Source organism: Mesorhizobium sp. B2-5-3, from assembly GCF_006441005.1.
GTDB lineage: Bacteria > Pseudomonadota > Alphaproteobacteria > Rhizobiales > Rhizobiaceae > Mesorhizobium.
This window is the reverse complement of the sequence record NZ_VFUS01000018.1, coordinates 12,555-34,776: the sequence shown is the minus strand read 5'-3', so window position 1 is coordinate 34,776 and position 22,222 is coordinate 12,555. Positions and strand designations below refer to the sequence as shown.

General features: G+C 63.8%; 18 protein-coding genes. 14 read left to right on the top strand and 4 right to left on the bottom strand.

Features of this window, described 5'->3' with window-relative positions:
- Positions 1-121 precede the first annotated feature (121 nt).
- The 3 genes from FJ867_RS27330 to FJ867_RS27320 all read left to right on the top strand — a co-directional run bounded on the left by FJ867_RS27330 (position 122) and on the right by FJ867_RS27320 (position 3,387).
- On the top strand, positions 122-1,042 hold the full coding sequence (locus FJ867_RS27330; protein ID WP_140501163.1) for a LysR family transcriptional regulator: 921 nt from the start codon (positions 122-124) through the stop codon (positions 1,040-1,042).
- A gap of 108 nt (positions 1,043-1,150) precedes the next feature.
- Positions 1,151-2,134 (top strand): LLM class flavin-dependent oxidoreductase, encoded by a 984-nt coding sequence (locus FJ867_RS27325; RefSeq protein ID WP_140819077.1) that lies wholly within the window; start codon positions 1,151-1,153, stop codon positions 2,132-2,134.
- Positions 2,131-3,387: an LLM class flavin-dependent oxidoreductase gene (locus FJ867_RS27320; protein WP_140819075.1), complete on the top strand. Its 1,257-nt coding sequence runs from the start codon at positions 2,131-2,133 to the stop codon at positions 3,385-3,387. Before FJ867_RS27325 ends, FJ867_RS27320 begins: the two co-directional genes overlap by 4 nt.
- A gap of 13 nt (positions 3,388-3,400) precedes the next feature.
- On the opposite strand, the gene xdhC is transcribed toward FJ867_RS27320, so the two are convergent.
- The 4 genes from xdhC to uraH form a co-directional block, all read right to left on the bottom strand.
- Positions 3,401-4,408: a xanthine dehydrogenase accessory protein XdhC gene (gene xdhC, locus FJ867_RS27315; protein ID WP_140819073.1), complete on the bottom strand. Its 1,008-nt coding sequence runs from the start codon at positions 4,406-4,408 to the stop codon at positions 3,401-3,403.
- A 62-nt stretch (positions 4,409-4,470) separates the two neighbouring features.
- Positions 4,471-6,816, bottom strand: a complete 2,346-nt coding sequence (gene xdhB, locus FJ867_RS27310) for a xanthine dehydrogenase molybdopterin binding subunit (RefSeq protein WP_140819110.1) — start codon at positions 6,814-6,816, stop codon at positions 4,471-4,473.
- Positions 6,816-8,297, bottom strand: a complete 1,482-nt coding sequence (gene xdhA / locus FJ867_RS27305; RefSeq protein ID WP_140650890.1) for a xanthine dehydrogenase small subunit — start codon at positions 8,295-8,297, stop codon at positions 6,816-6,818. Before xdhA ends, xdhB begins: the two co-directional genes overlap by 1 nt.
- Before the next feature lie 3 nt (positions 8,298-8,300).
- Positions 8,301-8,675 (bottom strand): hydroxyisourate hydrolase, encoded by a 375-nt coding sequence (uraH, locus tag FJ867_RS27300; protein WP_140650886.1) that lies wholly within the window; start codon positions 8,673-8,675, stop codon positions 8,301-8,303.
- 201 nt (positions 8,676-8,876) lie between these two features.
- Between uraH and puuE the strand changes: the two genes are divergently transcribed.
- The 11 genes from puuE to FJ867_RS27245 all read left to right on the top strand — a co-directional run bounded on the left by puuE (position 8,877) and on the right by FJ867_RS27245 (position 22,171).
- Positions 8,877-10,301 carry an allantoinase PuuE gene (puuE, locus tag FJ867_RS27295; protein ID WP_140559796.1) on the top strand — a complete coding sequence of 475 codons (1,425 nt, stop codon included), beginning with the start codon at positions 8,877-8,879 and terminating at the stop codon, positions 10,299-10,301.
- Positions 10,302-10,311: 10 nt separating this feature from the next.
- A complete protein-coding gene (locus FJ867_RS27290) occupies positions 10,312-11,175 on the top strand; it encodes a bifunctional allantoicase/(S)-ureidoglycine aminohydrolase (RefSeq protein WP_140501178.1) in 864 nt (287 codons plus the stop codon).
- Complete coding sequence (locus FJ867_RS27285; protein ID WP_140567851.1) at positions 11,172-11,675, top strand: ureidoglycolate lyase; 504 nt, start codon at positions 11,172-11,174, stop codon at positions 11,673-11,675. Before FJ867_RS27290 ends, FJ867_RS27285 begins: the two co-directional genes overlap by 4 nt.
- A complete protein-coding gene (locus FJ867_RS27280; RefSeq protein WP_140650883.1) occupies positions 11,675-12,268 on the top strand; it encodes a nucleoside deaminase in 594 nt (197 codons plus the stop codon). The genes FJ867_RS27285 and FJ867_RS27280 overlap by 1 nt, the downstream gene beginning before the upstream one ends.
- 92 nt (positions 12,269-12,360) lie before the next feature.
- The gene (locus FJ867_RS27275; RefSeq protein ID WP_140658474.1) at positions 12,361-14,346 is read left to right on the top strand and encodes a CocE/NonD family hydrolase; all 1,986 of its coding nucleotides are present in this window, start codon (positions 12,361-12,363) and stop codon (positions 14,344-14,346) included.
- A 153-nt stretch (positions 14,347-14,499) separates the two neighbouring features.
- Positions 14,500-16,086: an ABC transporter substrate-binding protein gene (locus FJ867_RS27270; protein ID WP_140819071.1), complete on the top strand. Its 1,587-nt coding sequence runs from the start codon at positions 14,500-14,502 to the stop codon at positions 16,084-16,086.
- Positions 16,087-16,101: 15 nt separating this feature from the next.
- The gene (locus FJ867_RS27265) at positions 16,102-17,061 is read left to right on the top strand and encodes an ABC transporter permease (protein WP_140512803.1); all 960 of its coding nucleotides are present in this window, start codon (positions 16,102-16,104) and stop codon (positions 17,059-17,061) included.
- Positions 17,062-17,072: 11 nt separating this feature from the next.
- Positions 17,073-17,897: an ABC transporter permease gene (locus tag FJ867_RS27260; RefSeq protein WP_140501190.1), complete on the top strand. Its 825-nt coding sequence runs from the start codon at positions 17,073-17,075 to the stop codon at positions 17,895-17,897.
- Positions 17,897-19,552 carry an ABC transporter ATP-binding protein gene (locus tag FJ867_RS27255; RefSeq protein WP_140501254.1) on the top strand — a complete coding sequence of 552 codons (1,656 nt, stop codon included), beginning with the start codon at positions 17,897-17,899 and terminating at the stop codon, positions 19,550-19,552. Before FJ867_RS27260 ends, FJ867_RS27255 begins: the two co-directional genes overlap by 1 nt.
- 114 nt (positions 19,553-19,666) lie before the next feature.
- Positions 19,667-21,250, top strand: a complete 1,584-nt coding sequence (locus FJ867_RS27250; protein ID WP_140819069.1) for an ABC transporter substrate-binding protein — start codon at positions 19,667-19,669, stop codon at positions 21,248-21,250.
- An 81-nt stretch (positions 21,251-21,331) separates the two neighbouring features.
- A complete protein-coding gene (locus FJ867_RS27245; RefSeq protein WP_140567860.1) occupies positions 21,332-22,171 on the top strand; it encodes an alkaline phosphatase family protein in 840 nt (279 codons plus the stop codon).
- The last annotated feature ends 51 nt before the right edge of the window (positions 22,172-22,222 follow it).

Below are 22,222 nucleotides of genomic sequence, written 5' to 3'. Positions count from 1 at the left end.
ATGAAGCGACTTTACGGTGTGGCGCGCAAACGGAAAGAGGCGAGGTGTGCGATGACTTTCAAAAAAAATTGGAAAATACTAGGTTGCTCGCACACAGCTTGATTGAAAGCCCCTGAACCGCATGGCCTATCTCGACAACATCGCTGTCTTCGTCCGCGTGGTCGAGCTCGGCAATCTGTCGGCGGCCGGGCGCGACATGCGCATTTCGCCGGCGGTTGCTTCCAACCGCATCAAGGAGCTGGAGAAGCACCTTGGTGTGCGGCTGTTCAACCGCACGACACGACAATTGATGCCGACCGAGCATGGCACGGTGTTCTACACCGGCGCCAAGCAAGTGCTGGAAGCGATCACCGAGGCGGAGGCCGCGGTTTCGGCCCTTTCCGGTCAGCCGCGCGGCACCATCCGCGTGACCGCGCCGCTCGGCCTCGGCCGCCGCCTGGTCGCCTCGGGTATTCCCGATTTCCACGACAAATATCCTGATATCGAAGTGCGGCTGAGGCTCTCGGATCACAATGTCGATATCATGAAAGAGGGCATCGACGTCGCCTTCCGACTCGGTATCATCGAAGATTCCAGCCTCAGGATGCGCGGCATCATGGAATGCGAGCGGGTGCTGGTCGCGGCACCCAAATATCTGGAGGCGCGCGGAGAGCCGGCCGAGCCGCAGGAACTGATCAGCAGGAAGCACGATTGCCTGATGCTGCGCTATTCCGGCGCGCGCGAATATGTCTGGACCCTGCAGACGCCGAACGGGCCGCAGAAATTCGAGGTGCACGGGCCCTATGATACGGACGATGGCGACGTGCTGACCGGCTGGGCGCTGTCGGGGCGCGGCATCATCAACAAGCCGCGCTTCGAGGTCGAGCCGTTCATCCGCGACCGGCGGCTGAAGATCATCCTGGCCGGCACGCCGCCGACGCCGGTGCAGTTCGCCGCCGTCTATCCGCACAAGAAGCTGCAGGACCCGAAAGTGCGCCTGCTGCTGGATTTCATGGCCGAGCGCTGCCAGCGGCTGATCAAGGACATACTGGTCGGCAAGTGAGCGGCTCCTGGCCCAGTCGCAAGGGTTGCCTTGCGCGAAGGCGAACTTAGGTTCGCGGATGCCGCCTCATGGCCGATGGGCTTTGCGCCGACTGACGAGCTAGCCACAATGCATCTCACCGTTTCGCTCAACATTGCCTCCACGACCGGGCAGGCCGGCGCGCTCACCTTCAGCGACTTGGCCGGCTTCGCGCAGCGGGCGGAAGCGGCCGGGCTGGACATGATTGTTCTCGACGATGCGCCGCCGGGCAGGGCCGGGTCGGGCAACTCGTTCGAAGCGACGACCCTGCTTGCCGCACTGGCGACCGTGACGAGCAGGATCGGGCTGGTCGCCACCGCGTCGATGGTTGCCCACCAGCCCTACAATCTGGCGCGCCGGTTCGCCTCGCTCGATATCATCAGCCACGGTCGCGCCGGATGGAACGCAACGATGGCGCAGGCGCCGAGCGAGGCGGCCAATTTCAGCCGGCCGGATGGATTTTCCAGCGACGAGTTTCGCCGCCGCTCCGAGGAATATATCGGCATCGTCCAGGGCTTGTGGAATGGCTGGGGGGCGGACGCGCTGTTGTTCGACAAAGACAGCGGCCGCTTTCACGATCCCGGAAAAATGCACCAGCTCGACCACAAGGGCGAATTCTTCGCCGTGCGCGGACCGCTGAACGTGGCGCGTTCGCCGCAGGATACGCCGGTTCTGGTCCTGTCCGGCCTGGCGGCAGGCGACCTCGACATTGCCGCGCGCACAGCCGATGTCATCCTGCTGGACGAAAGGCAGGCAGCGCGGCGCAAGGCACGCCATGACGAATTCAGGCGCCGCGTTTCCGCGTCCGGGCGCGAACCGGATGCCGTGAGAATATTGGCTGACATATCCCTCGCCGCCAACGGCGTCGCCGGGCTGGCCGACAGGATGGAGGAAGAATTCCGGGCGAACAATTGCGACGGATTCAACATCCGGCTGTCCGCGCACATTTCAGCGCTCGACGATTTCACCAATCGCGTTCTGCCGGAGCTGCGGCGGCGCGGCGTGATTCGACAGAGCCATGGGGGCACAACGCTGCGCTCGCATCTGGGACTCAGCGGCGGAGGCGACCGATGACCGCGCGCCAGATGAAGCTCGGCGTCTTTCTGTGGGCGACGGGCCACCATATCGCCGCCTGGCGGCATCCCCAGGCCCATGTGAAGGCCGGGATCGACATCGATCATTACGTCGCGCTGGCGCGCACGGCGGAAGCGGCGAAATTCGACCTGTTGTTCTGCGAGGATGCGGCCGGCCTGCGCGAAGCCGATGTCAGCATCGCCAGCCAGACCTCGCGTTCGATCGGCTTCGAGCCGATCAGCCTGCTTTCCGCACTCGCTGTCCAGACCAGCCGCATCGGCCTCGTCTCCACGGCTTCGACCAGCTACAACGAGCCTTACGGGCTGGCACGAACCTTCCTTTCGCTCGACCAGCTGAGCGGCGGGCGCGCCGGCTGGAACCTGGTCACGTCGGCCAGCCCGATCGAGGCCGCCAACTTCGGCGCAACGGGTCTCAGACCCCACGCCGATCGTTATGAACGGGCACGAGAATTCGCCGAAGTCGTCACCAGGCTTTGGCACGGCAAGCTCGGCGCCTCCGGCCATGACGGCCAGAGCTTTTCGGTGTGCGATCCACTCGATTTGCCGCGTTCGCCGCAGGGCGCCCCGGTCATGGTTCAGGCCGGCGCCTCGGATGTCGGCCGCGATCTCGCCGCTCGCACCGCCGATGTGGTGTTCACCGCCGCGCAGACTTTCGCGGAAGCGAAGGCTTTCTACGACGATCTCAAGGGCCGTCTGGCGGCCTATGGACGCCAACCGGACGACATCAAGATCATGCCCGGCGTCGCCCCGGTGGTGGCGGAAACCGAAGCGGAAGCGCGGGCGAAATACGAGGAGCTGCAGGAGCTGATCCCCGATGACGTCGGCGTAGCGCTGCTGTCCAGCTATCTCAGCATCTCCGATCTTCGGCGCTATCCGCTCGACGGGCCGCTGCCCGAATTGCCGGAGAGCGAAGGCATGAAAAGCCGGCAGGCCCTGGTCATCGAGCAATCGCGCCGCGACGGCCTTTCCATCCGCCAGCTTGCCCGCCATTTCGCCGGCGCACGCGGCCATTGGCGCATCGTCGGGACCGCGGTGCAGATCGCAGACGAACTCCAGGCCCGGTTCGAGGGCGGTGCGGCGGACGGCTTCAACGTCATGCCGTCATATTTCCCCGGCGAACTCGATGCCTTCGCCACCCTAGTTGTGCCGGAGCTGCAGCGGCGCGGCCTGTTTCGCAGGGAGTATGAGGGCCGCACACTGCGCGATCATCTGGGCTTGAAGCAACCGGTATAGCCGCGACGTGACCTTACCCGGCCAACGTCCTATCATGCGGCATCTGACGTCCGGCATTTGACGCGGCGCCGTGATTGACCAGCGCCGTCATGATCTCGGCGGCCGCTAGCGCGGCAATGACGGATGGGCGCTTGTCTTTCACGGCGTCACCGCCAATTGGGGAAACGAGGCGGGCAAACTGCGCTTCCGTACCCTCCGCCGATTTCAGCAACCAGTTCCTGAACGTCGCTTTCTTGGTCTTCGAGCCGATCATGCCGACATAGGCGGTGTCGCCACGCTTCAGGGCTTCGGCGACAATCAGGAAGTCCAGCGCATGATCATGGGTGAGGATGGCGAAGGCGCTGCCTGCAGGCGCGTTGCGCACCTCGGCTTCAGGCATCGGGGTCAGCCGCGTCTCGACGGCTTCCGGCATTCCGTCTAGCGCGTCGGCCCGTGTTTCGATGACAACGGCACGCACAGGGAGAAGCGCTACCGCGGAGGCCAGCGCCTGCCCGACGTGGCCGCCGCCGAAGATGTAGACATAAGGCAGTTCAGCCTGCTCGATTTCCGCGGCCGAAATCAGCTCCTGCGCCAACGTCGCATCGACGAGGCGGATCGACACCTCGACGCGCCCGCCGCAGCATTGGCCGATCTCCGGACCGAGCGCCACGTCGAGGATCACGCGGGCGTCGGGGAGGGTCTCTTCACCCTCCCCCTTGTGGATAGGGTTGGACGACGTCGTCGTCGAGGGATCTGTGAACGCCGCTCCCCCGCCCCGTTTCGCTGACGCCGCTTCGCGGCGTCCGCTCGCCGACCCTCCCCGCAAGGAGGAGGGTAAAGAGCCCAGCATCTGCCGTGCCTTGTCGATGGCCATATATTCCAGTTGGCCGCCGCCGATCGTGCCCGATGTCGCTGCTTGCGAGACGAGCATGAAGGCGCCCTTCTCGCGCGGCGTCGAGCCCTTCGTCGCCGCGACCTCGACGAGCGCGACCCGGCCGGTTTGGCCAAGAAAGGCTTTCAGGCTTTGCACAGTCGTGTTCATTTTTTACATTCCCTGTCGGGAAATATAGGCCTTTTCGGCCTGTTTTGCACGTTTTGCCGGAGTCAGGTCTTCGCCTCTTTCTTCAGCCGCTCGACCGCCATCAGCACGCGTTCCGGTGTCGCAGGCGCATCGAGACGTGGACAGATCCTGTGGTCGGCGACGCTTGCCACCGCGTCGGACAGGGCATGCAGCACCGACATGCCGAGCGGGAAGGGCGGCTCGCCGACCGCCTTGGAGCGATGGATCGTCGGCTCACCGGCCTCCGGCCAATCGGCCAGTGTCACGTTGAAGATCTTAGGCCGGTCCGACGCCAGCGGGATCTTATAGGTCGAGGGCGCATGCGTGCGCAGCCGGCCCTTGTCATCCCACCACAGTTCCTCGGTCGTCAGCCAGCCCATGCCCTGGATAAAGCCGCCCTCGACCTGGCCGAGGTCGATGGCGCGGTTCAGCGAGCGGCCCGTCTCGTGCAGGATGTCGGTGCGTTCGACCATGTATTCGCCGGTCAGCGTGTCGACCGAGACTTCCGAGCAGGAGGCGCCATAGGCGAAATAATAGAAAGGACGGCCCTCGCCCTTGTCGCGGTCCCAGTGGATCTTCGGCGTCTTGTAAAAGCCGGCCGCCGAAAGCTGGATGCGGGCCATATAGGCCTGCTTGACGAGGTCGGCGAAAGGTATCTCCTGGTTGCCGATGCGCACCCTGTTGGGCAGGAACAGCACCTGGTCGCGTGGCACCTGGTATTTCTCGGCGGCGAAATCGGTCAGCCGGTCCTTGATCTGGCGGGCGCCGTTCTGCGCCGCCATTCCATTGAGGTCGGTGCCGGACGACGCGGCGGTGGCCGAGGTGTTCGGCACCTTGCCGGTGGTCGTCGCGGTGATCTTCACCTGGTCGAGATCGATCTGGAACTCTTGCGCCACCACTTGCGCCACCTTGACGTTGAGGCCCTGCCCCATCTCGGTGCCGCCATGGTTCAGATGCACCGAACCGTCGGTGTAGACATGCACCAGCGCGCCGGCCTGATTGTAATGCGTGGCGGTAAACGAGATGCCGAATTTGACCGGCGTCAGCGCCAAGCCCCGCTTGATGAAGCGGCTGTTGTTGTTGAAGGCCGAGATCTCGCGCCGGCGCCTTGCATAGCTGGCGCTTTCTTCCAGTTCCCCAACGATGCGGTGGATGATGTTGTCCTCGACCACCTGATGGTAGGGCGTGACGTTGCGGTCGGCGGTGCCGTAGAAATTCCGCTTGCGGATCTCGAGCGGGTCCTTGCCGACGGCGAACGCCACCTCGTCGATGATACGCTCGGCGCCGACCATGCCTTGAGGGCCGCCGAAGCCGCGAAAGGCGGTGTTCGAGACCGTGTTGGTGTAGAGCGGCGCCGACTGTGCATGCACAGCCGGCCAGAAATAGGTGTTGTCGCAGTGGAACAGCGCGCGGTCGGTGACCGGCCCGGAAAGGTCCGCAGAAAAGCCGCAGCGCGCCGCGAACATGAAGTCGACGCCGAGAATATTGCCCTCATCGTCGAAGCCGGCCTCGTAGTCGATGAGGAAATCGTGCCGCTTGCCGGTGGCGATCATGTCGTCATCGCGATCGGGCCGGATTTTCACTGCCCGATGATGCTTCTTGGCGGCGATCGCGGCCAGCGCTGCAAACTGGTTGCCCTGCGTTTCCTTGCCGCCGAAGCCGCCCCCCATGCGACGCATTTCCACGGTAATGGCGTTGCTCGGCACGCCGAGTGCATGACCAACCATGTGCTGGACTTCGCTCGGATGCTGGGTCGAGGAATAGATAGTGACATCCTGATCCTCGCCCGGAACCGCCATCGCGATATGGCCTTCGAGGTAGAAATGCTCCTGGCCGCCGACGCGCATTTTTCCTTTCAGCCGGCGCGGGGCCTGACGGATCGCAGCAGCCGCGTCGCCGCGCTTCAGCGTCAGAGGCGGCGTGACGAGTTTGTCCCTGGTCGGATCGAGCGCGCCGATGTCGGTGACGAAAGGCAATTCCTCGTATTCGACCCTTGCCAGCCTGGTGGCGCGCCGCGCCTGCTCGCGCGTCTCGGCAATCACGCAAAAGATCGGCTGGCCGAAAAACTGTACCTCGCCGTCGGCGAGTACCGGCTCGTCATGGCGCCCGGTCGGCGAAATGTCGTTCTCGCCCGGCACATCCTTTGCCGTGAGCACGTCGATCACGCCGGGGGCGGCGCGCGCCGCCGACAGGTCCATTTTGGCGATGGTGGCATGCGTGGCCGTGGCCAAGCCGAGGCAGCCATGCAGCGTGCCCGCCGGTTCGGGCATATCATCGATGTAAACGGCGCTGCCGCTGACATGCTTGTGCGCGGAATCATGGCGCTGGTCTGTGGCGACGCCGCCGACGATCTTTTCGGCCTTTAAATTGGCGCTGGCGTGCTTGTTCATCATGCCGCCTCGTTGCGCGACACCTGGAATGGTGCCCTGGTGCCGGTGGTTTCGACAAAGAAACGCAACAACAAGTTTTTCGCCGCCAAAGCCCGATATTCAGCGCTCGCCCGCATGTCGGTGAGCGGCGTGAAATCCGTTGCGTATTCGGCCATCGCAGCCTCGACTGTTTCTTCGGTCCAGGGCTTGCTGAGCAGTGCCTTCTCGACGTTCGCAGCCCGCTTCGGCGTCGCCGCCATGCCGCCATAGGCGATGCGGATATCGGCCACGGTGCCGTCCCTGGCCAAGGTCAGAAAAAACGCGCCGAGGGCGGCGGTGATATCCTCGTCGCGGCGCTTGGTGATCTTGTAGACGGCGAACTTCGTTTCGTTTGCCGGAACCGGCACATGCACGGCCTCGACGAACTCGCCGGCCTGCCGGTCCTGCTTGCCATAAGCGATGAAGAAATCCTCGAGCGGGATCGTGCGCCGCTTGCTTCCACGGCGCAGCGTCAGCCGCGCGCCGAGCGCGATGAATGGCGGCGGTGTGTCGCCGATCGGCGAGCCATTGGCGATGTTGCCGCCGATCGTGCCCATGTTGCGCACCTGTTCGCCGCCGATGCGATCGAACAATGGCCCGAGCACCGGGATGCGTTTCGACAGCATCGCGAAGGCATCGGAATAGGTGACGCCGGCGCCGATCGAGATCACGTCCTTGTCCTCGGCAATGGCGCACAGCCCGTCGAGATTGCCGATGAAGATGACAGGCGAAATATCGCGCATGTGCTTGGTCACCCAGAGACCGACATCGGTCGAGCCGGCGACGATGGTGGCGCCCGGTTCCTTGTCGAGCACGGCGGCGAAATCGTCAACGTCAGCCGGCACGACGAGCCGCGCCTTGCCGGCGCCGATCTCGATCCGTGCCCCGTCGCCCATCGCCTCGAGTCTGGCCATGATCGACTGACGCTCCAGCGCAAGCGGATCCTTCTGTGCTTTGCCGTAGCTGGAGATGGCGCGGGCCGCGCGCATGATCGCCTCATAGCCGGTGCAGCGGCAGAGATTGCCCTGCAAGGCCTTTTCGATGGCCGCGTCCGACGGTTCCGGTGATTTCATCCACAAGCCGTAAAGCGACATGACGAAACCTGGCGTGCAGAAGCCGCATTGCGAACCGTGGAAATCCACCATCGCCTGCTGCACCGGGTGCAACTGGCCCGGCGTTCCACGGAGATGCTCGACCGTCACGACATGGGTGCCGTCCAACGAACCCAGAAAGCGGATGCAGGCGTTGACACTTTCATAGACCAGTTCGCCGGCGGAAAGCCTGCCGACCAGCACGGTGCAAGCGCCGCAATCGCCCTCTGCGCAGCCTTCCTTGGTGCCGCGCAGCGATCGGTCGAGCCGCAGCCAGTCAAGCAAGGTCGCGTCAGGCGCCACGGATGACAGCACGACATCCCTGCCGTTGAGGATAAAACGAATATCGTTACGGATCTTGACCTCGGCCACGTCTCAGCTCCCCCTGTAAGTCGAATAGCCATAGGGCGAGACGAGCAGCGGCACATGATAGTGCACGGCATCCGCCATGCCAAAGCGGATCGGCACGGTGTCGAGGAAGGCCGGCTCGGGCAGTTTCGTTCCCTGGCGCCGCAGATAGTCACCAGCGGCGAAAACCAGCTCGTATTCGCCGGTCTGGAAATCCGCGTCGGCCAAAAGCGGTGCGTCGCAACGGCCGTCGGCGTTGGTGGCGACCGTCTTCAGATGCGTCCTGGCCGAGCCATCGATCCGGTAGAGCGCGATCGACAATCCCGCCGCGGGCTTGCCGGTTGCCGTATCCAGCACGTGGGTCGTCAGACGTCCGCCATCGACTTTCGACGTTTCTGCCATTGTCCGCCTCCCATTCCAATACGAACAAACCGGCCGGTACAGCCAAACATTGCTGATGAATTGTGCGCCAATTAAAGGCGATGCATAAGTCCCGGTCGAGCGGAGTGCGACAAAAACACTTTCAAAAATTTTCGGGGGAATGCGAGAAGCACCCTTTCGATATCCTGATCATACTTCGGGCGATGCCCCGTGGGAGGGACGATGCGTTACACCAGAGACATGCGCGGCTACGGAGCCAATCCGCCGGATCCCAAATGGCCCGGTGGCGCGCATGTGGCCGTGCAATTTGTCGTCAATTACGAAGAAGGCGGCGAGAACTGCGTCCTGCATGGCGACAAGGCTTCGGAGGCCTTCCTGTCGGAAATCGTCGGCGCGGCTCCCTGGGCGGGCCAACGCCATTGGAACATGGAATCGATCTACGAATATGGGGCGCGGGCAGGCTTCTGGCGGCTGCTTCGCCTGTTCACCGAGGCCGAGGTGCCAGTGACCTGTTACGGCGTCGCCACGGCACTCGCCCGCTCGCCCGATCAGGTGACGGCGATGCAGGATGCCGGCTGGGAGATCGCCTCGCACGGACTGAAATGGATCGACTACCGCGACCACAGCGCCGAGGACGAGCGCCGCGACCTCAAGGAGGCGATCCGGCTGCACTACGAAGTGACAGGCGCGCGCCCGACGGGCTGGTACACCGGCCGGACGTCGGTCAACACCGTGCGGCTGGTGGCGGAGGAAGGCGGCTTCGACTACGTCTCAGACACTTATGACGACGAACTGCCCTACTGGTTCGCGGATGAGGGGACCGACAGGCCACAGCTCATCATCCCCTACACGCTCGATGCCAACGACATGCGCTTCGCCACGCCGCAAGGCTTCAACTCGGGCGACCAGTTCTTCGCCTATCTGAAGGACAGTTTCGACACGCTCTATGCCGAAGGCAAGGCTGGGCGGCCGCGCATGATGAATATCGGCCTGCACTGTCGCCTCGTCGGGCGGCCGGGGCGGGTGGCGGCGCTGAAGCGCTTCGTCGACTATGTGAAGTCGCACGACAAGGTCTGGCTGGCGCGGCGTATCGACATCGCCAGGCATTGGCGCGAGACCCATCCATACAAGCAGCCGGTGCTGCGCCCTTCGAGGATGGAATTCGAGGCCTTCGTGCATGCTTTCGGCGGCGTTTTCGAACATTCGCCGTGGATAGCCGAGCGCGCCTACGAGCTGGAACTTGGCCCGGCGCACGACAGCGCCGGCGGCCTGCACAATGCGCTCTGCCGCGTTTTCCGCGCCGCAAGCGAAACGGAGCGGCTCGGCGTGCTCAACGCCCATCCCGACCTTGCCGGCAAGCTGGCAAGGGCCAGGCGGCTGACGGCTGAATCGGCCAGGGAACAGGCTTCGGCCGGCCTCGATGAGCTGACCGACAAGGAGCGCGAGCTGTTTTCCAAGCTCAATGCCGCCTACGTCACCACCTTCGGTTTCCCGTTCATCATCGCGGTGAAGGGTAAGACCAGGCAAGAAATCCTGGCGGAGTTCGAAAGGCGCATCGGCAACAGCCGCGGCGTCGAATTCGAGACCGCCTGCAAACAGGTCGAGCGCATCGCGCTCTTCCGCCTCAAGGACATGCTTCCGCAATAGGTTTGAACCCATGGATACGATCAGGATGCCCGAGCGAACCTATTATGCTCCACATGGCGGCCATTCCGGCCAGAGTGAGCTTCTGACCGGCCGCGCCGTCTTCACCGAGGCCTATGCCGTCATCCCCAAGGGCGTGATGCAGGACATCGTCACCAGCGCCCTGCCATTCTGGGACAAGACCCGCGTCTGGATATTGTCGAGGCCGCTGTCGGGCTTTGCCGAGACGTTTTCGCAGTACATCGTCGAGATCGCGCCCGGCGGTGGCAGCGACCGGCCGGAACCCGATGCCGGCGCCGAGGGCGCCTTGTTCGTGGTCGAAGGCGAACTGACCGTCCTGCTTGCCGGCGAAAGACATGTCTTGCGGCCGGGCGGCTTCGCCTTCCTGCCGCCGTCGAGCGGCTGGACTGTTCGCAACGAAAGCAATGCGGCTGTCCGCTTTCACTGGATACGCAAGGCTTATGAGTCCGTCAGCGGCCTCGAGGTCCCGCAAGCCTTCTTCACCAACGAGCAGGACATCGGGCCGACGCCGATGCCCGGTACCGACGGCCGTTGGGCGACGACGCGCTTCGTCGATCCGGCCGACATGCGCCATGACATGCACATGACCATCGTCACCCTCGAACCGGGCGCGGTCATTCCCTTTGCCGAGACCCATGTCATGGAGCACGGGCTCTATGTCCTGGAAGGCAAGGCCGTCTACCGGCTCAACCAGGACTGGGTCGAGGTGGAGGCCGGCGACTATATGTGGCTGCGCGCCTTCTGTCCGCAGGCCTGCTATGCCGGCGGACCGGGAAAATTCCGCTATCTGCTCTACAAGGACGTCAACCGGCACGCCAAGCTCGGCAGTGCCGGGATCGCGGGGCGTGCGCCGTGACCCGCATCGTCGCGCGGCCGCTGACCCGCGAGGGCTTTGCCCCGTTCGGCGATGTCATCGACATGGGCGGCGACAACCACTACCCGATCAATGGCGGCAAGGCCGAGCGCTACCATGATCTGGCGACCGCCGAGGCGGTAGGGCCGAATGCGCGCGTGCTGATCTCGATGGTGCGCGGCACGCCTTACGAATTGCCGCTGGCGCTGACCATGGTCGAGCGTCACCCGCTCGGCAGCCAGGCCTTTATCCCGCTGTCGCCACGACCGTTCATGGTGGTCGTCTGTCATGACGGCAAGGACGGTCCGGCCGAGCCGCATGCCTTCATCACCAAGCCAGGGCAAGGCATCAATTATTCACGCAATCTATGGCACGGCGTACTGACGCCATTGGGTGAGCCCCAGGATTTCCTGATCGTCGACCGTGGCGGCGACGGCTCCAATCTCGAAGAATTCCATTTTTCGCACGCCTACGAGATTCATCTCCCCGACGAGATCCTTTGATGACCGACATTTCGCTGATCGACCGCCTGCTCGACGTCATCGAGCACGACATCGTGCCGAAGACGCAGGAAGGCGTCGCCCATGGCAACAAGCTGTTCGGCGCGGCGATCCTGAAGAAAGGCGACCGCTCGCTGGTGCTGGCCGAAACCAACAACGAGATCGAAAACCCGCTCTGGCATGGCGAAGTGCACTGCCTGAAACGCTTCTACGAAATGCCGAGCGCCGAACGTGTCGACACCACGGAGGCCATCTTCCTGGCCACGCACGAGCCCTGTTCGCTCTGTCTGTCGGCGATCACCTGGACCGGTTTCGACAATTTCTACTATCTGTTCAGCCACGAGGATTCGCGCGACAGTTTTGCCATCCCGCACGATCTGAAAATCCTGAAAGAGGTCTTCACCCTCGATCCCGGCGGCTACAATGCCGAGAACGCCTATTGGAAGAGCTTTTCGATCCGCAGGCTGGTGCGGGCACTGCCCGAGGCGGAACGCGGGCGGCTGGAGGCGCGCATCGGCAAGATTGCAGCACTTTATGAAGCGCTCTCTGGCGACTACCAGGCCAACAAGGCCGAGAACGACATTCCGCTGAACTGAGGGCACCAAGCAGCGGCACAGGTCGCATATTCCACTGCTCCAGTCGCGAATGGCGATTGAAACTTGCCGCGCCGCGAGGCGTTATGCGCGCCATGAAAACCGTCACCGAGTTTCCCCGCAAGGTCGTCGAATTCCCTGATATGGGCATCGTTATGCCGGATGGCTGCCGGCTGTCGGCGCGGGTGTGGATGCCGGAAGATGCCGGCGACGATCCGGTGCCTGTCATCCTCGAGCACCTGCCCTACCGCAAGCGCGACGGCACCATCTTTCGCGACCAGCTGACGCATCCCTATTTCGCCGGCCACGGCTATGCCTCGATCCGTGTCGACATGCGCGGCAATGGCGATTCCGAAGGGCTGATGGACGACGAATATTCCGAGCAGGAGTTGCAGGACGCCTGCGACGTCATCGCCTGGGCGGCGGCTCAACCCTGGTGCAACGGCAATGTCGGCATGATGGGTATTTCCTGGGGCGGCTTCAACTGCCTGCAGGTGGCAGCCATGCAGCCGTCGGCGCTCAAGGCGGTCATCAGCCTGTGCTCGACCGTTGATCGCTATGCCGACGACATCCACTACAAGGGCGGCTGCCTGCTGCTGGAAAATTTCGGCTGGGCCTCGACAATGCTGTCCTATTCGTCACGGCCGCCGGACCCGCTGCTGGCGGGCGACAACAGATGGCGCGACCTGTGGCTCAGCCGACTGGAGAACCAGTCGTTCCTTTTGCCGCTCTGGCTTGGCCACCAGCACCGCGACGCCTACTGGAAACGCGGCTCGATCTGCGAGGATTTCTCCGCCGTCAAGGCCGCGGTGCTGTCGATCGGCGGCTGGCATGACGGCTACCGCAACACCATCTCGCATCTCGTCGCCAACATCGAGGCGCCGGTCAAAGGCATCGTCGGCCCCTGGATCCACAAATACCCGCATTATGCCGGGCCCCAGCCGGCAATCGGCTTCCTGCAGGAAGCGCTACGCTGGTGGGACCGCTGGCTAAAGGGCGTCGAGACCGGCGTCGAGGCCGACCCGGCCTACCGCGCCTATGTGATGGACAGCGTGCGGCCGGCGCGCTGGCATCCGGAACGGCCGGGCCGCTGGGTGGCGGAGCGGCAGTGGCCTTCGCCCGACATCAAGACGCAAACGATCGAATTGATCCCGGCGGGCGGTAAATCCGTCACCATCGCTTCGCCGCAAAGCTGTGGGCTGGCCGGCGGTGAGTATTTCCCGTTCACCTTCGGCCCGGAATTGCCGGGCGACCAGCGTCCCGACGACGCGCTGTCGGTGTGTTTCGACCAGCCGGAACTCGCCGAGGCGATCGACGTCGTCGGCGCACCGGAAGTCGACGTCCGGTTATCCTGCGACCGCCCGCAGGCCAACATCGCGGTGCGGCTTTGCGACGTGCATCCCGATGGCGCCTCCGAACTGATCTCCTATGGCGTGCTCAACCTGACGCATCGCCTCTCGCACGAATTCCCGCAAGCGCTTGTCCCCGGCGAGAGCGTTTCGGCACGCGTCGTGCTCGACCAGTGCGCCTATCGCGTGCCGGCCGGCCACCATTTGCGCATAGCCGTCTCGAACGCCTATTGGCCCATGATCTGGCCCTCGCCGGAGCCGGTCCGCCTGAGCCTGTCGGCGGCGACGCTGAAGCTGCCGCTGCGCCCGCTGGCGACGGGCGACGAGGTCACGTTCGCCGCGCCGGAGGCTGCTTCCCCCTGGGCAACCGAGACGATCCGCCCGGCCAATTCGGAACGCCGCGTCGACCGCGACGAGAAGACCGGCATCGTCACGCTTTCCATAGAAGACGATTTCGGCGAGGTGCGCGATCTTGCACATGGCCTGGCGAACGGCAGCATCGCCCGCGAGACCTGGACGATCCATCCGGACGATCCGTTGTCGGCTGGGGGACGGACGCATTGGACGCAAACCCTGTCGCGAAGCGGATGGTCGGTGCGCACCGAAACATCGGCCGAAATACGCTCGGACGCCAAAAACTTCATCGTAAGCGCCCGAATTGAAGCTTACGAAGGCGAAAAACTCGTCTTCGAACGCGATTTTGAACAGGCGGTTCCGCGCTCGCTTGTTTGAGCGGCAAGGCATTGGTCCAATTGCGACGTGCCATTTACGCCACAGCATGTCGCATTCGGTCTTGCTTACCGCTTTCCCTTGCGGTCATTATTCCCCTCACAAGAAACAAGAAAACGACCACTAAGGTCGAACCAACAGAGTGAGGAACTCAAAATGTCAAACGAACTGGAATTCCTTAGCCGACGCGTCGCCTCAGGCAAGCTCAGCCGTCGGGATTTTCTCGGCCGGGCGGCAGCGCTCGGCGTCACCGCGACCTTCGCCAACTCACTGCTTTCGAGCGCGGCGCGCGCAGCCGGCCCGGTCAAGGGCGGCACGCTCAAGGCAGGCCTGGTTGGCGGCGAGTCCACCAACAGCCTGGATCCAGCCCTGTTCATGACGCAGGTGCCGTTCGCCTTCGGCAAGATGTGGGGCGAACTGATCGTCGAGCTTTCCCCAGAGGGCAAGCTCGAGAACCGCATCGCCGAGGAGATCGGCTCGTCCGACGATGCCAAGGTCTGGACACTGAAGATCCGCGACGGCGTCGAATTCCACAATGGCAAGACGGTGACCGCCGAAGACGTCGCCGCCACGCTCGAGCGTCATTCGGACGAGAAGTCGAAGTCCGGCGCGCTCGGCTACATGAAAGGCATCGAAAGCATCAAGGCCAGCGGCAAGGAAGTGGTGCTGATGCTGAAGGAGGCCAATGCCGATCTGCCCTACCTGCTCAGCGACTACCACCTGATCGTCCAGCCCAATGGCGGCAAGGACAAGGCCGATGCCGGCATCTCGGCGGGCCCTTACAAGGTCACCACCAACGAGCCCGGCGTGCGCCATGGCGGCGAGCGCTTCGCCAATTACTGGCAGGGCGACAAGATGGGCCATGCCGACCAGATCGAGATCATCGTCATCAACGACGCTACGGCCCGTACGGCCGCCCTGCAGGGCGGCCAGGTCAACATGGTCAACCGCGTCGAGCCGAAGATCGTCGACCTGATCAAACGCGTGCCGGGCGTCACCATCCGCAACCATGCGGGACCGGGCCACTACGTCTTCATCATGCACTGCAATACGGCGCCGTTCGACAACAACGACCTCAGGATGGCGCTGAAGCTGGCGATCGACCGCGAAGAAATGCTGAAGAAGGTGCTGCGCGGTTACGGTTCGCTCGGCAATGATTTCCCGATCAATGCCGCCTACCCGCTGTTCACCGAGATCGAGCAGCGCACATACGATCCGGACAAGGCCAAGTTCCACTACAAGAAGTCGGGGCATGACGGCGCGGTGCTGCTCAGGACCTCCGACGTCGCCTTTCCCGGCGCCGTCGACGCGTCCCAGCTTTTCCAGCAGAGCGCGGCCAAGGCCGGCATCCAGATCGAGCTCAAGCGCGAGCCGGGCGACGGCTACTGGAACGAGGTCTGGAACAAGCAGCCCTTCTGCGCCTCCTATTGGGGCGGACGCTCGACCCAGGACCAGATGTACTCGACCGCCTACCTGTCGACCGCCGACTGGAACGACACGCGTTTCAAGCGCCCGGATTTCGACAAGATGGTGCTGGCGGCGCGCGCCGAGCTGGACGAGGCCAAGCGCAAGGCGATGTATCACGACATGGCCGTCATGGTGCGCGACGAAGGCGGCCTGATCCTGCCGATGTTCAACCAGTTCATCGACGCCACCGGCGCCAAGGTGGGCGGCTGGGTGGACGATCCGCACCAGGAGTTGATGAATGGCTATGCCCTGGCAAAGTGCTGGCTCGAAGCCTGAGCCGGCCTTGCCCAGATGTCCTCACCCATCGTGAAACTGGTGGCCCAGCGCGTCGCGCTGGGCATCCTCCTTTTGTTGGCCGTCTCGGTCCTGATTTTCGCCGGCACACAGATCCTGCCCGGCGACGTCGCGCAAGCCATCCTAGGGCAGTCGGCGACACCGGAATCGCTCGCCAATCTGCGTGAGCAGCTTGGGCTCAACGATCCGGCCTATATCAGGTATTTCCGCTGGCTCGGCGGCGTTTTGACCGGCGATCTCGGGACCGCCATGTCGAGCGGACAGGATATCGCAACATCGATCAAGGGCCGGCTGTGGAACACGCTTTTCCTCGCCTTCTGGGCGGCGATCGTGGCCATTCCACTGGCCATAACGCTTGGCCTGATCGCGGTGCGCTACCGCAATGGCTGGGTCGACAAGCTGATCTCGGGACTGGCGCTCGCCTCGACCTCCTTCCCGGAATTCTTCATCGGCTACTTGCTGGTCTTCTACTTCGCGGTTCAGCATCAGTGGTTCCCCGCCATCTCGACCGTCTATGACGGCATGCCTTTCGGTGAACGCATGCAGGCGATCGCGCTGCCGGCGGCGGCGCTGACGCTGGTGGTGCTTGCCCATATGATGCGCATGACGCGCGCTGCGATCCTAAACGTCATGCAATCGGCCTATGTGGAGACCGCCGAGCTCAAGGGGCTCTCGGCTTTCGCGGTCATCCGCAAACATGCCTTCCCGAACGCCATCGCGCCGATCATCAACGTCGTCATGCTCAACCTCGCCTATCTGATCGTCGGCGTGGTCGTGGTCGAAGTGATCTTCGTCTATCCCGGCATGGGGCAGTATCTGGTCGATCACGTCACCAAGCGCGACGTGCCGGTGGTGCAGGCGGTCGGACTGATCTTCGCCGCCGTCTATATCGGCCTCAACATCATCGCTGACATAGCGGCAATCGTCGCCAATCCGCGCCTGAGGCATCCCAAATGAAGAGGGCGGGCATGCTCGACATCAAACGCATCCCCGTGCCCGCGCTGGTCGGCCTGGTGCTGACGGCCCTGTTCGTGCTGGCGGCCATCTTCGCGCCGTGGCTTGCGCCGCACGGCAATGGCGAGATCGTCGGCGACGTCTGGGAGCCCATGTCGGCGGCGCACTGGCTGGGCACCGACAACCTTGGCCGCGATCTGCTGTCGCGCATGATCTATGGTGCGCGCATCACCCTTTTCATCGCAGTGCTCGCCACGGCGTTGTCCTTCTCGCTTGGCGCCATTCTCGGCTTTTCGGCGGCGGTGTTCGGCGGCTGGTTCGACACGCTGCTGTCGCGCCTCGTCGATCTTCTGATGTCGATCCCGACGCTGATCATGGGCCTTGTCGTGCTCTCGGTGCTGCCGACAAACCTGGTGACGCTGATCCTGGTGATGGGCATTCTCGACTCGACCCGCGTCTACCGCCTGTCGCGCGCGGTGGCCGTCGACATCAACGTCATGGACTATGTCGAAGCCGCCAAGCTGCGCGGCGAAGGCAGCACCTGGATCATCTTCCGCGAGATCCTGCCCAATGCGCTGTCGCCGCTGGTCTCGGAACTCGGCCTGCGCTTCATCTATGCCGTGCTGTTCCTGTCGACGCTCTCCTTTCTTGGCCTCGGCGTACAGCCGCCGGATGCCGACTGGGGCGGCATGGTCAAGGAAAACAAGGACGGCATCGTCTTCGGCATTGCCGCGGCGCTCATACCGGCGGCCGCGATCGCGGCGCTTGCGATCTCGGTCAATCTCGTCGCCGACTGGGTGCTCAACCGCACGACAAGCCTGAAAGGAGGACGCGGATGATGGCCGACAGCAAAGCGAAATCCAGCCCGCTCCTCGATATCCGCAACCTGCGCATCGAAGCCATGGTCTACCCACCGGGCGAAGCGCCAAAGACCATCACGCTCGTCCACGACGTCTCGCTGACCCTGGAAAAGGGCAAGGTGCTCGGCCTGATCGGCGAATCCGGTGCCGGCAAGTCGACCATCGGCCTGTCTTCGATGGGTTATGGGCGCGGCGGCGTGCGCATCACCGGCGGCGAGGTGCTCCTCAACGGCCGCGACATCCTCAAGGGCGGCAAGGAAGGTTTCCGCAGGCTGCGCGGCCGCGAGGTCTGCTATGTCGCGCAGTCGGCGGCAGCGGCGTTCAACCCGGCGCACAGGCTGATGGACCAGGTTGTCGAAGCCACCCTCCTGCACGGCAGGGCGACGCGCGCGGAGGCCGAGAAACGCGCCGTCGCGCTGTTCAAGAAGCTGAGCCTGCCCAATCCCGAAACCATCGGCGAGCGTTTCCCGCACCAGGTCTCCGGAGGCCAGCTGCAGCGTGTGATGACGGCGATGGCGCTGTGCTCGGAACCGGACCTGATCGTCTTCGACGAGCCGACGACGGCGCTCGACGTGACGACGCAGATCGACGTGCTGTCGGCGATCAAGGACGCCATCCGCGACACGCATGTGGCCGCGCTCTACATCACCCACGACCTCGCCGTCGTCGCCCAGGTGTCGGACGAGATCATGGTGCTGCGCCACGGCCGGCTGGTCGAATGGGGCGGCACCCGCCAGATCATCAAGGAGCCGCGCCAGGAGTACACCAACGCTCTGGTGTCAGTGCACGAGATCGAACACGCCGAGCAGAAACCCGGCGTCTCGCCATTCCTGTCCGTGAAGAACGTCACCGCCGCGTATGGCGGCGGTCATGTCAAGGTGCTGAAGAACGTCTCCGTCGATATCTATCCCGGCCAGACGCTGGCGGTGGTCGGCGAGTCCGGCTCCGGCAAGTCGACGCTGGCGCGCGCCATCACAGGGCTCCTGCCGCCCGAACAGGGCACGGTGACCTTCGACGGGCGCCCGCTTGCCAACCGACTTGCCGACCGGCCGAAGGAGGATCTGCGGCAGCTGCAGATGATCTACCAGATGGCCGACGTGGCCATGAACCCGCGCCAGACCGTCGGCACCATCATCGGCCGGCCGCTGGAGTTCTATTTCGGCATGCGGGGACGTGAGCGCGACCGGCGCGTCGCCGAATTGCTCGACGAGATCGAGATGGGCAAAGGCTTCCTCGACCGCTATCCGGCGGAGCTGTCGGGCGGCCAGAAGCAGCGCGTCTGCATCGCCCGCTCGCTCGCCGCCAAACCGAAGCTGATCATCTGCGACGAGGTGACCTCGGCGCTCGACCCGCTGGTGGCCAACGGCATTCTCAAGCTTCTGTTGAACCTGCAGCAGCACGAGAAGGTCGCATATCTCTTCATTACCCACGACCTTGCGACGGTAAGGTCGATCGCCGATTCGATCGCGGTGATGTATCGCGGCGAGGTGGTCCGTTACGGTTCCAAAAGCAAGGTGCTCACACCGCCTTTCGATGCCTATACCGACCTCCTGCTGTCCTCGGTTCCGGAAATGGAGATCGGCTGGCTGGAAAAGGCGATCAAGGGGCGACGCATGGCGAGCGCCGGGAACTAGCCAGCGGTTCGCCAGTCAAGGAGATGACGAACGTCATCCGGATGCAACACTGGAGGGTCAGACGTCCTTCGGACGGCATCGCCTGTGTGCGGTTGTTTCAAAAAGGGGTAGGACATGAAGACTGAACTCGACCATCTCGCTGAACTCGCCGGCCAAGGCCGGATATCGCGGCGTGACTTTCTCGGGCGCACCGCGGCGCTGGGCATGTCGGCGGCGCTGGCAACGACGCTGGCCGGGAAAGCCTTCGCGCAGACGCCGGTCAAGGGCGGCATTCTCAAGGCCGGCCTGCAGGGCGGCGAATCGACCAACAGCCTCGATCCGGCGCTGAACCTCAGCCAGGTCACCTTCAGCTTCGGCAAGCAGTGGGGCGAATATCTGGTTCGCCTCACCCCCGACAACAGGTTGGTCAACCTGATCGCCGAGGACATCGGCGCTTCCCCGGATGCCAAGACCTGGACGATCAAGATCCGCGACGGCATCGAGTTCCACAATGGCAAGACGGTCGGCGCGGAGGATGTCGCGGCCACCATCGAGCGCCACGCCGACGAGAAGTCGAAGTCGGGCGCACTCGGCATTCTCAAGAACATCAAGGGCATCAAGGCCAACGGCAAGGAGGTCGTCGTCACGCTTGCCGACGCCGATGCCGACTTCCCCTATCTGATGGCCGACTATCATCTCGTCATCCAGCCCAATGGCGGCAAGGACAATCCGAACGCGGGCATCAGCGCCGGCCCCTATAAGGTGACCGTCAACCAGCCCGGCGTGCGCCACGGCGGCGAGCGCTTCGCCAATTACTGGCAGGGCGACAAGGCGGGCCATGCCGACCAGGTCGAGATCGTCGTCATCAACGATGCGACGGCGCGGCTGGCGGCCCTGCAAGGCGGCCAGGTGCACATGATCAATCGCGTCGAGCCGAAGGTGGTCGATCTCGTCAAGCGCATCCCCGGCGTCAGCATCGAGAACGTTTCGGGCAAGGGCTATTACCCGTTCAACATGTTCTGCGACACCGCGCCCTTCGACAACGGCGATCTCAGGATGGCGCTCAAGCTCGCCATGGACCGCGACGAGATGCTGGAAAAGATCCTGCGCGGCTACGGTTCGGTCGGCAATGACTTCCCGATCAACGAGGCCTATCCGCTGTTTTCGGCCATCGAACAGCGCAAGTTCGACCCGGAAAAGGCTGCGGCGCTCTACAAGAAGTCGGGCCACAGCGGCTCGATCCTGCTGCGCACCTCCGACGTCGCCTTCCCCGGGGCCGTCGATGCGGCACAGCTCTATCAGCAGAGCGCCGCCAAGGCAGGCATCAAGATCGAGATCAAGCGCGAGCCTGGCGACGGCTATTGGTCGGAGGTCTGGAACAAGCAGCCTTTCTCGCTGTCTTACTGGGGCGGGCGTGCCACGCAGGACCAGATGTATTCCACCGGCTATGTGTCGAACGCCGACTGGAACGACACGCGTTTCAAGCGGCCCGAGTTCGACAAGATGCTGTTTGCAGCGCGCGGCGAGCTCGACCAGGACAAGCGCAAGGCGATCTATCACGACATGGCCGTGCTGATGCGCGACGAAGGCGGATTGATCGTGCCTTTCTTCAACCAGTTCATCGACGCCGCCACCAACAAGATCGGCGGCTTCGCCAAGAGCCCGATCGGCGAGATGATGGACGGCTACGCGCTCGCCGAATGCTGGCTGAACGCCTGACATCAAGTTCCCGCCGAAAGCGCCGCGTGTCCGTGCGACACGCGGCGTGCTCGTTCCCCCGACAATCGCATGGAGCAGCTCGTGGCGCTCAAGACCAAACTGTTGCTGATCATCCTCGACGGCGTGCCTTACCGGAACTGGCGCCGGCTGATGGGCAACCTCGAAGGCTGGGTGCAGTCGGGCGAAGCGCGGGTATGGAGGATGCGCTCGGTGCTGCCGTCGACCTCGGCCTGCTGTTATGCTTCGATCCACACCGGGGTGCCGCCGCAGGCGCATGGCATTCTTTCCAACGAGAACCGCTTCCGCGTCAGCCGGCCCGACATCTTCTCGGAGGTCACCAGGGCCGGGGGAATAACCGGCGCGGTCACCCACTCCTACTGGTCGGAGTTCTTCCGTTCCTACCCGTTCGACCTCGTCGAGGACATGGAGTATGACGAGCCGGGCGGGCCGATCACGCATGGCCGCTTCCACACCATGACCGGCTACAACGCGCGCAACCAGATGACGCCGAGCGACGTCGACCTGTTCGCCACGCTGACCATGCTGAGCAGCCGCCACGGCATCGACTACGGCATCCTGCACACTTGCACGCTGGACTCGATGGGCCACCGTTTCGGCCATGACTGTCACGAGATGGACCATGCCTGCTACGCGATGGACGGCATGCTGGCCGCTTTCCTGCCGCGCTGGCGCGACGCCGGCTATGAAGTGATCGTCACCGCCGATCACGGCCAGACCGACCGCGGCCACCATGGCGGCCATGATGAGGAGATGCAGGATTTCGCGCTGTATTATTTCGGCGGCGGCAACGGACCGGATGCCGACACGCTGCTCGACCAATTGCAGCTGGCACCGACGGTTCTGAGCCGGCTTGGGGTGGCGATACCCGAGACGATGAAGGCGAAGCCCTTCCTGAGCTAGCTTCCCCTTCACCCACTGGCAAGGCTCATCTTCTTCGGTTAGCCTCCGCAA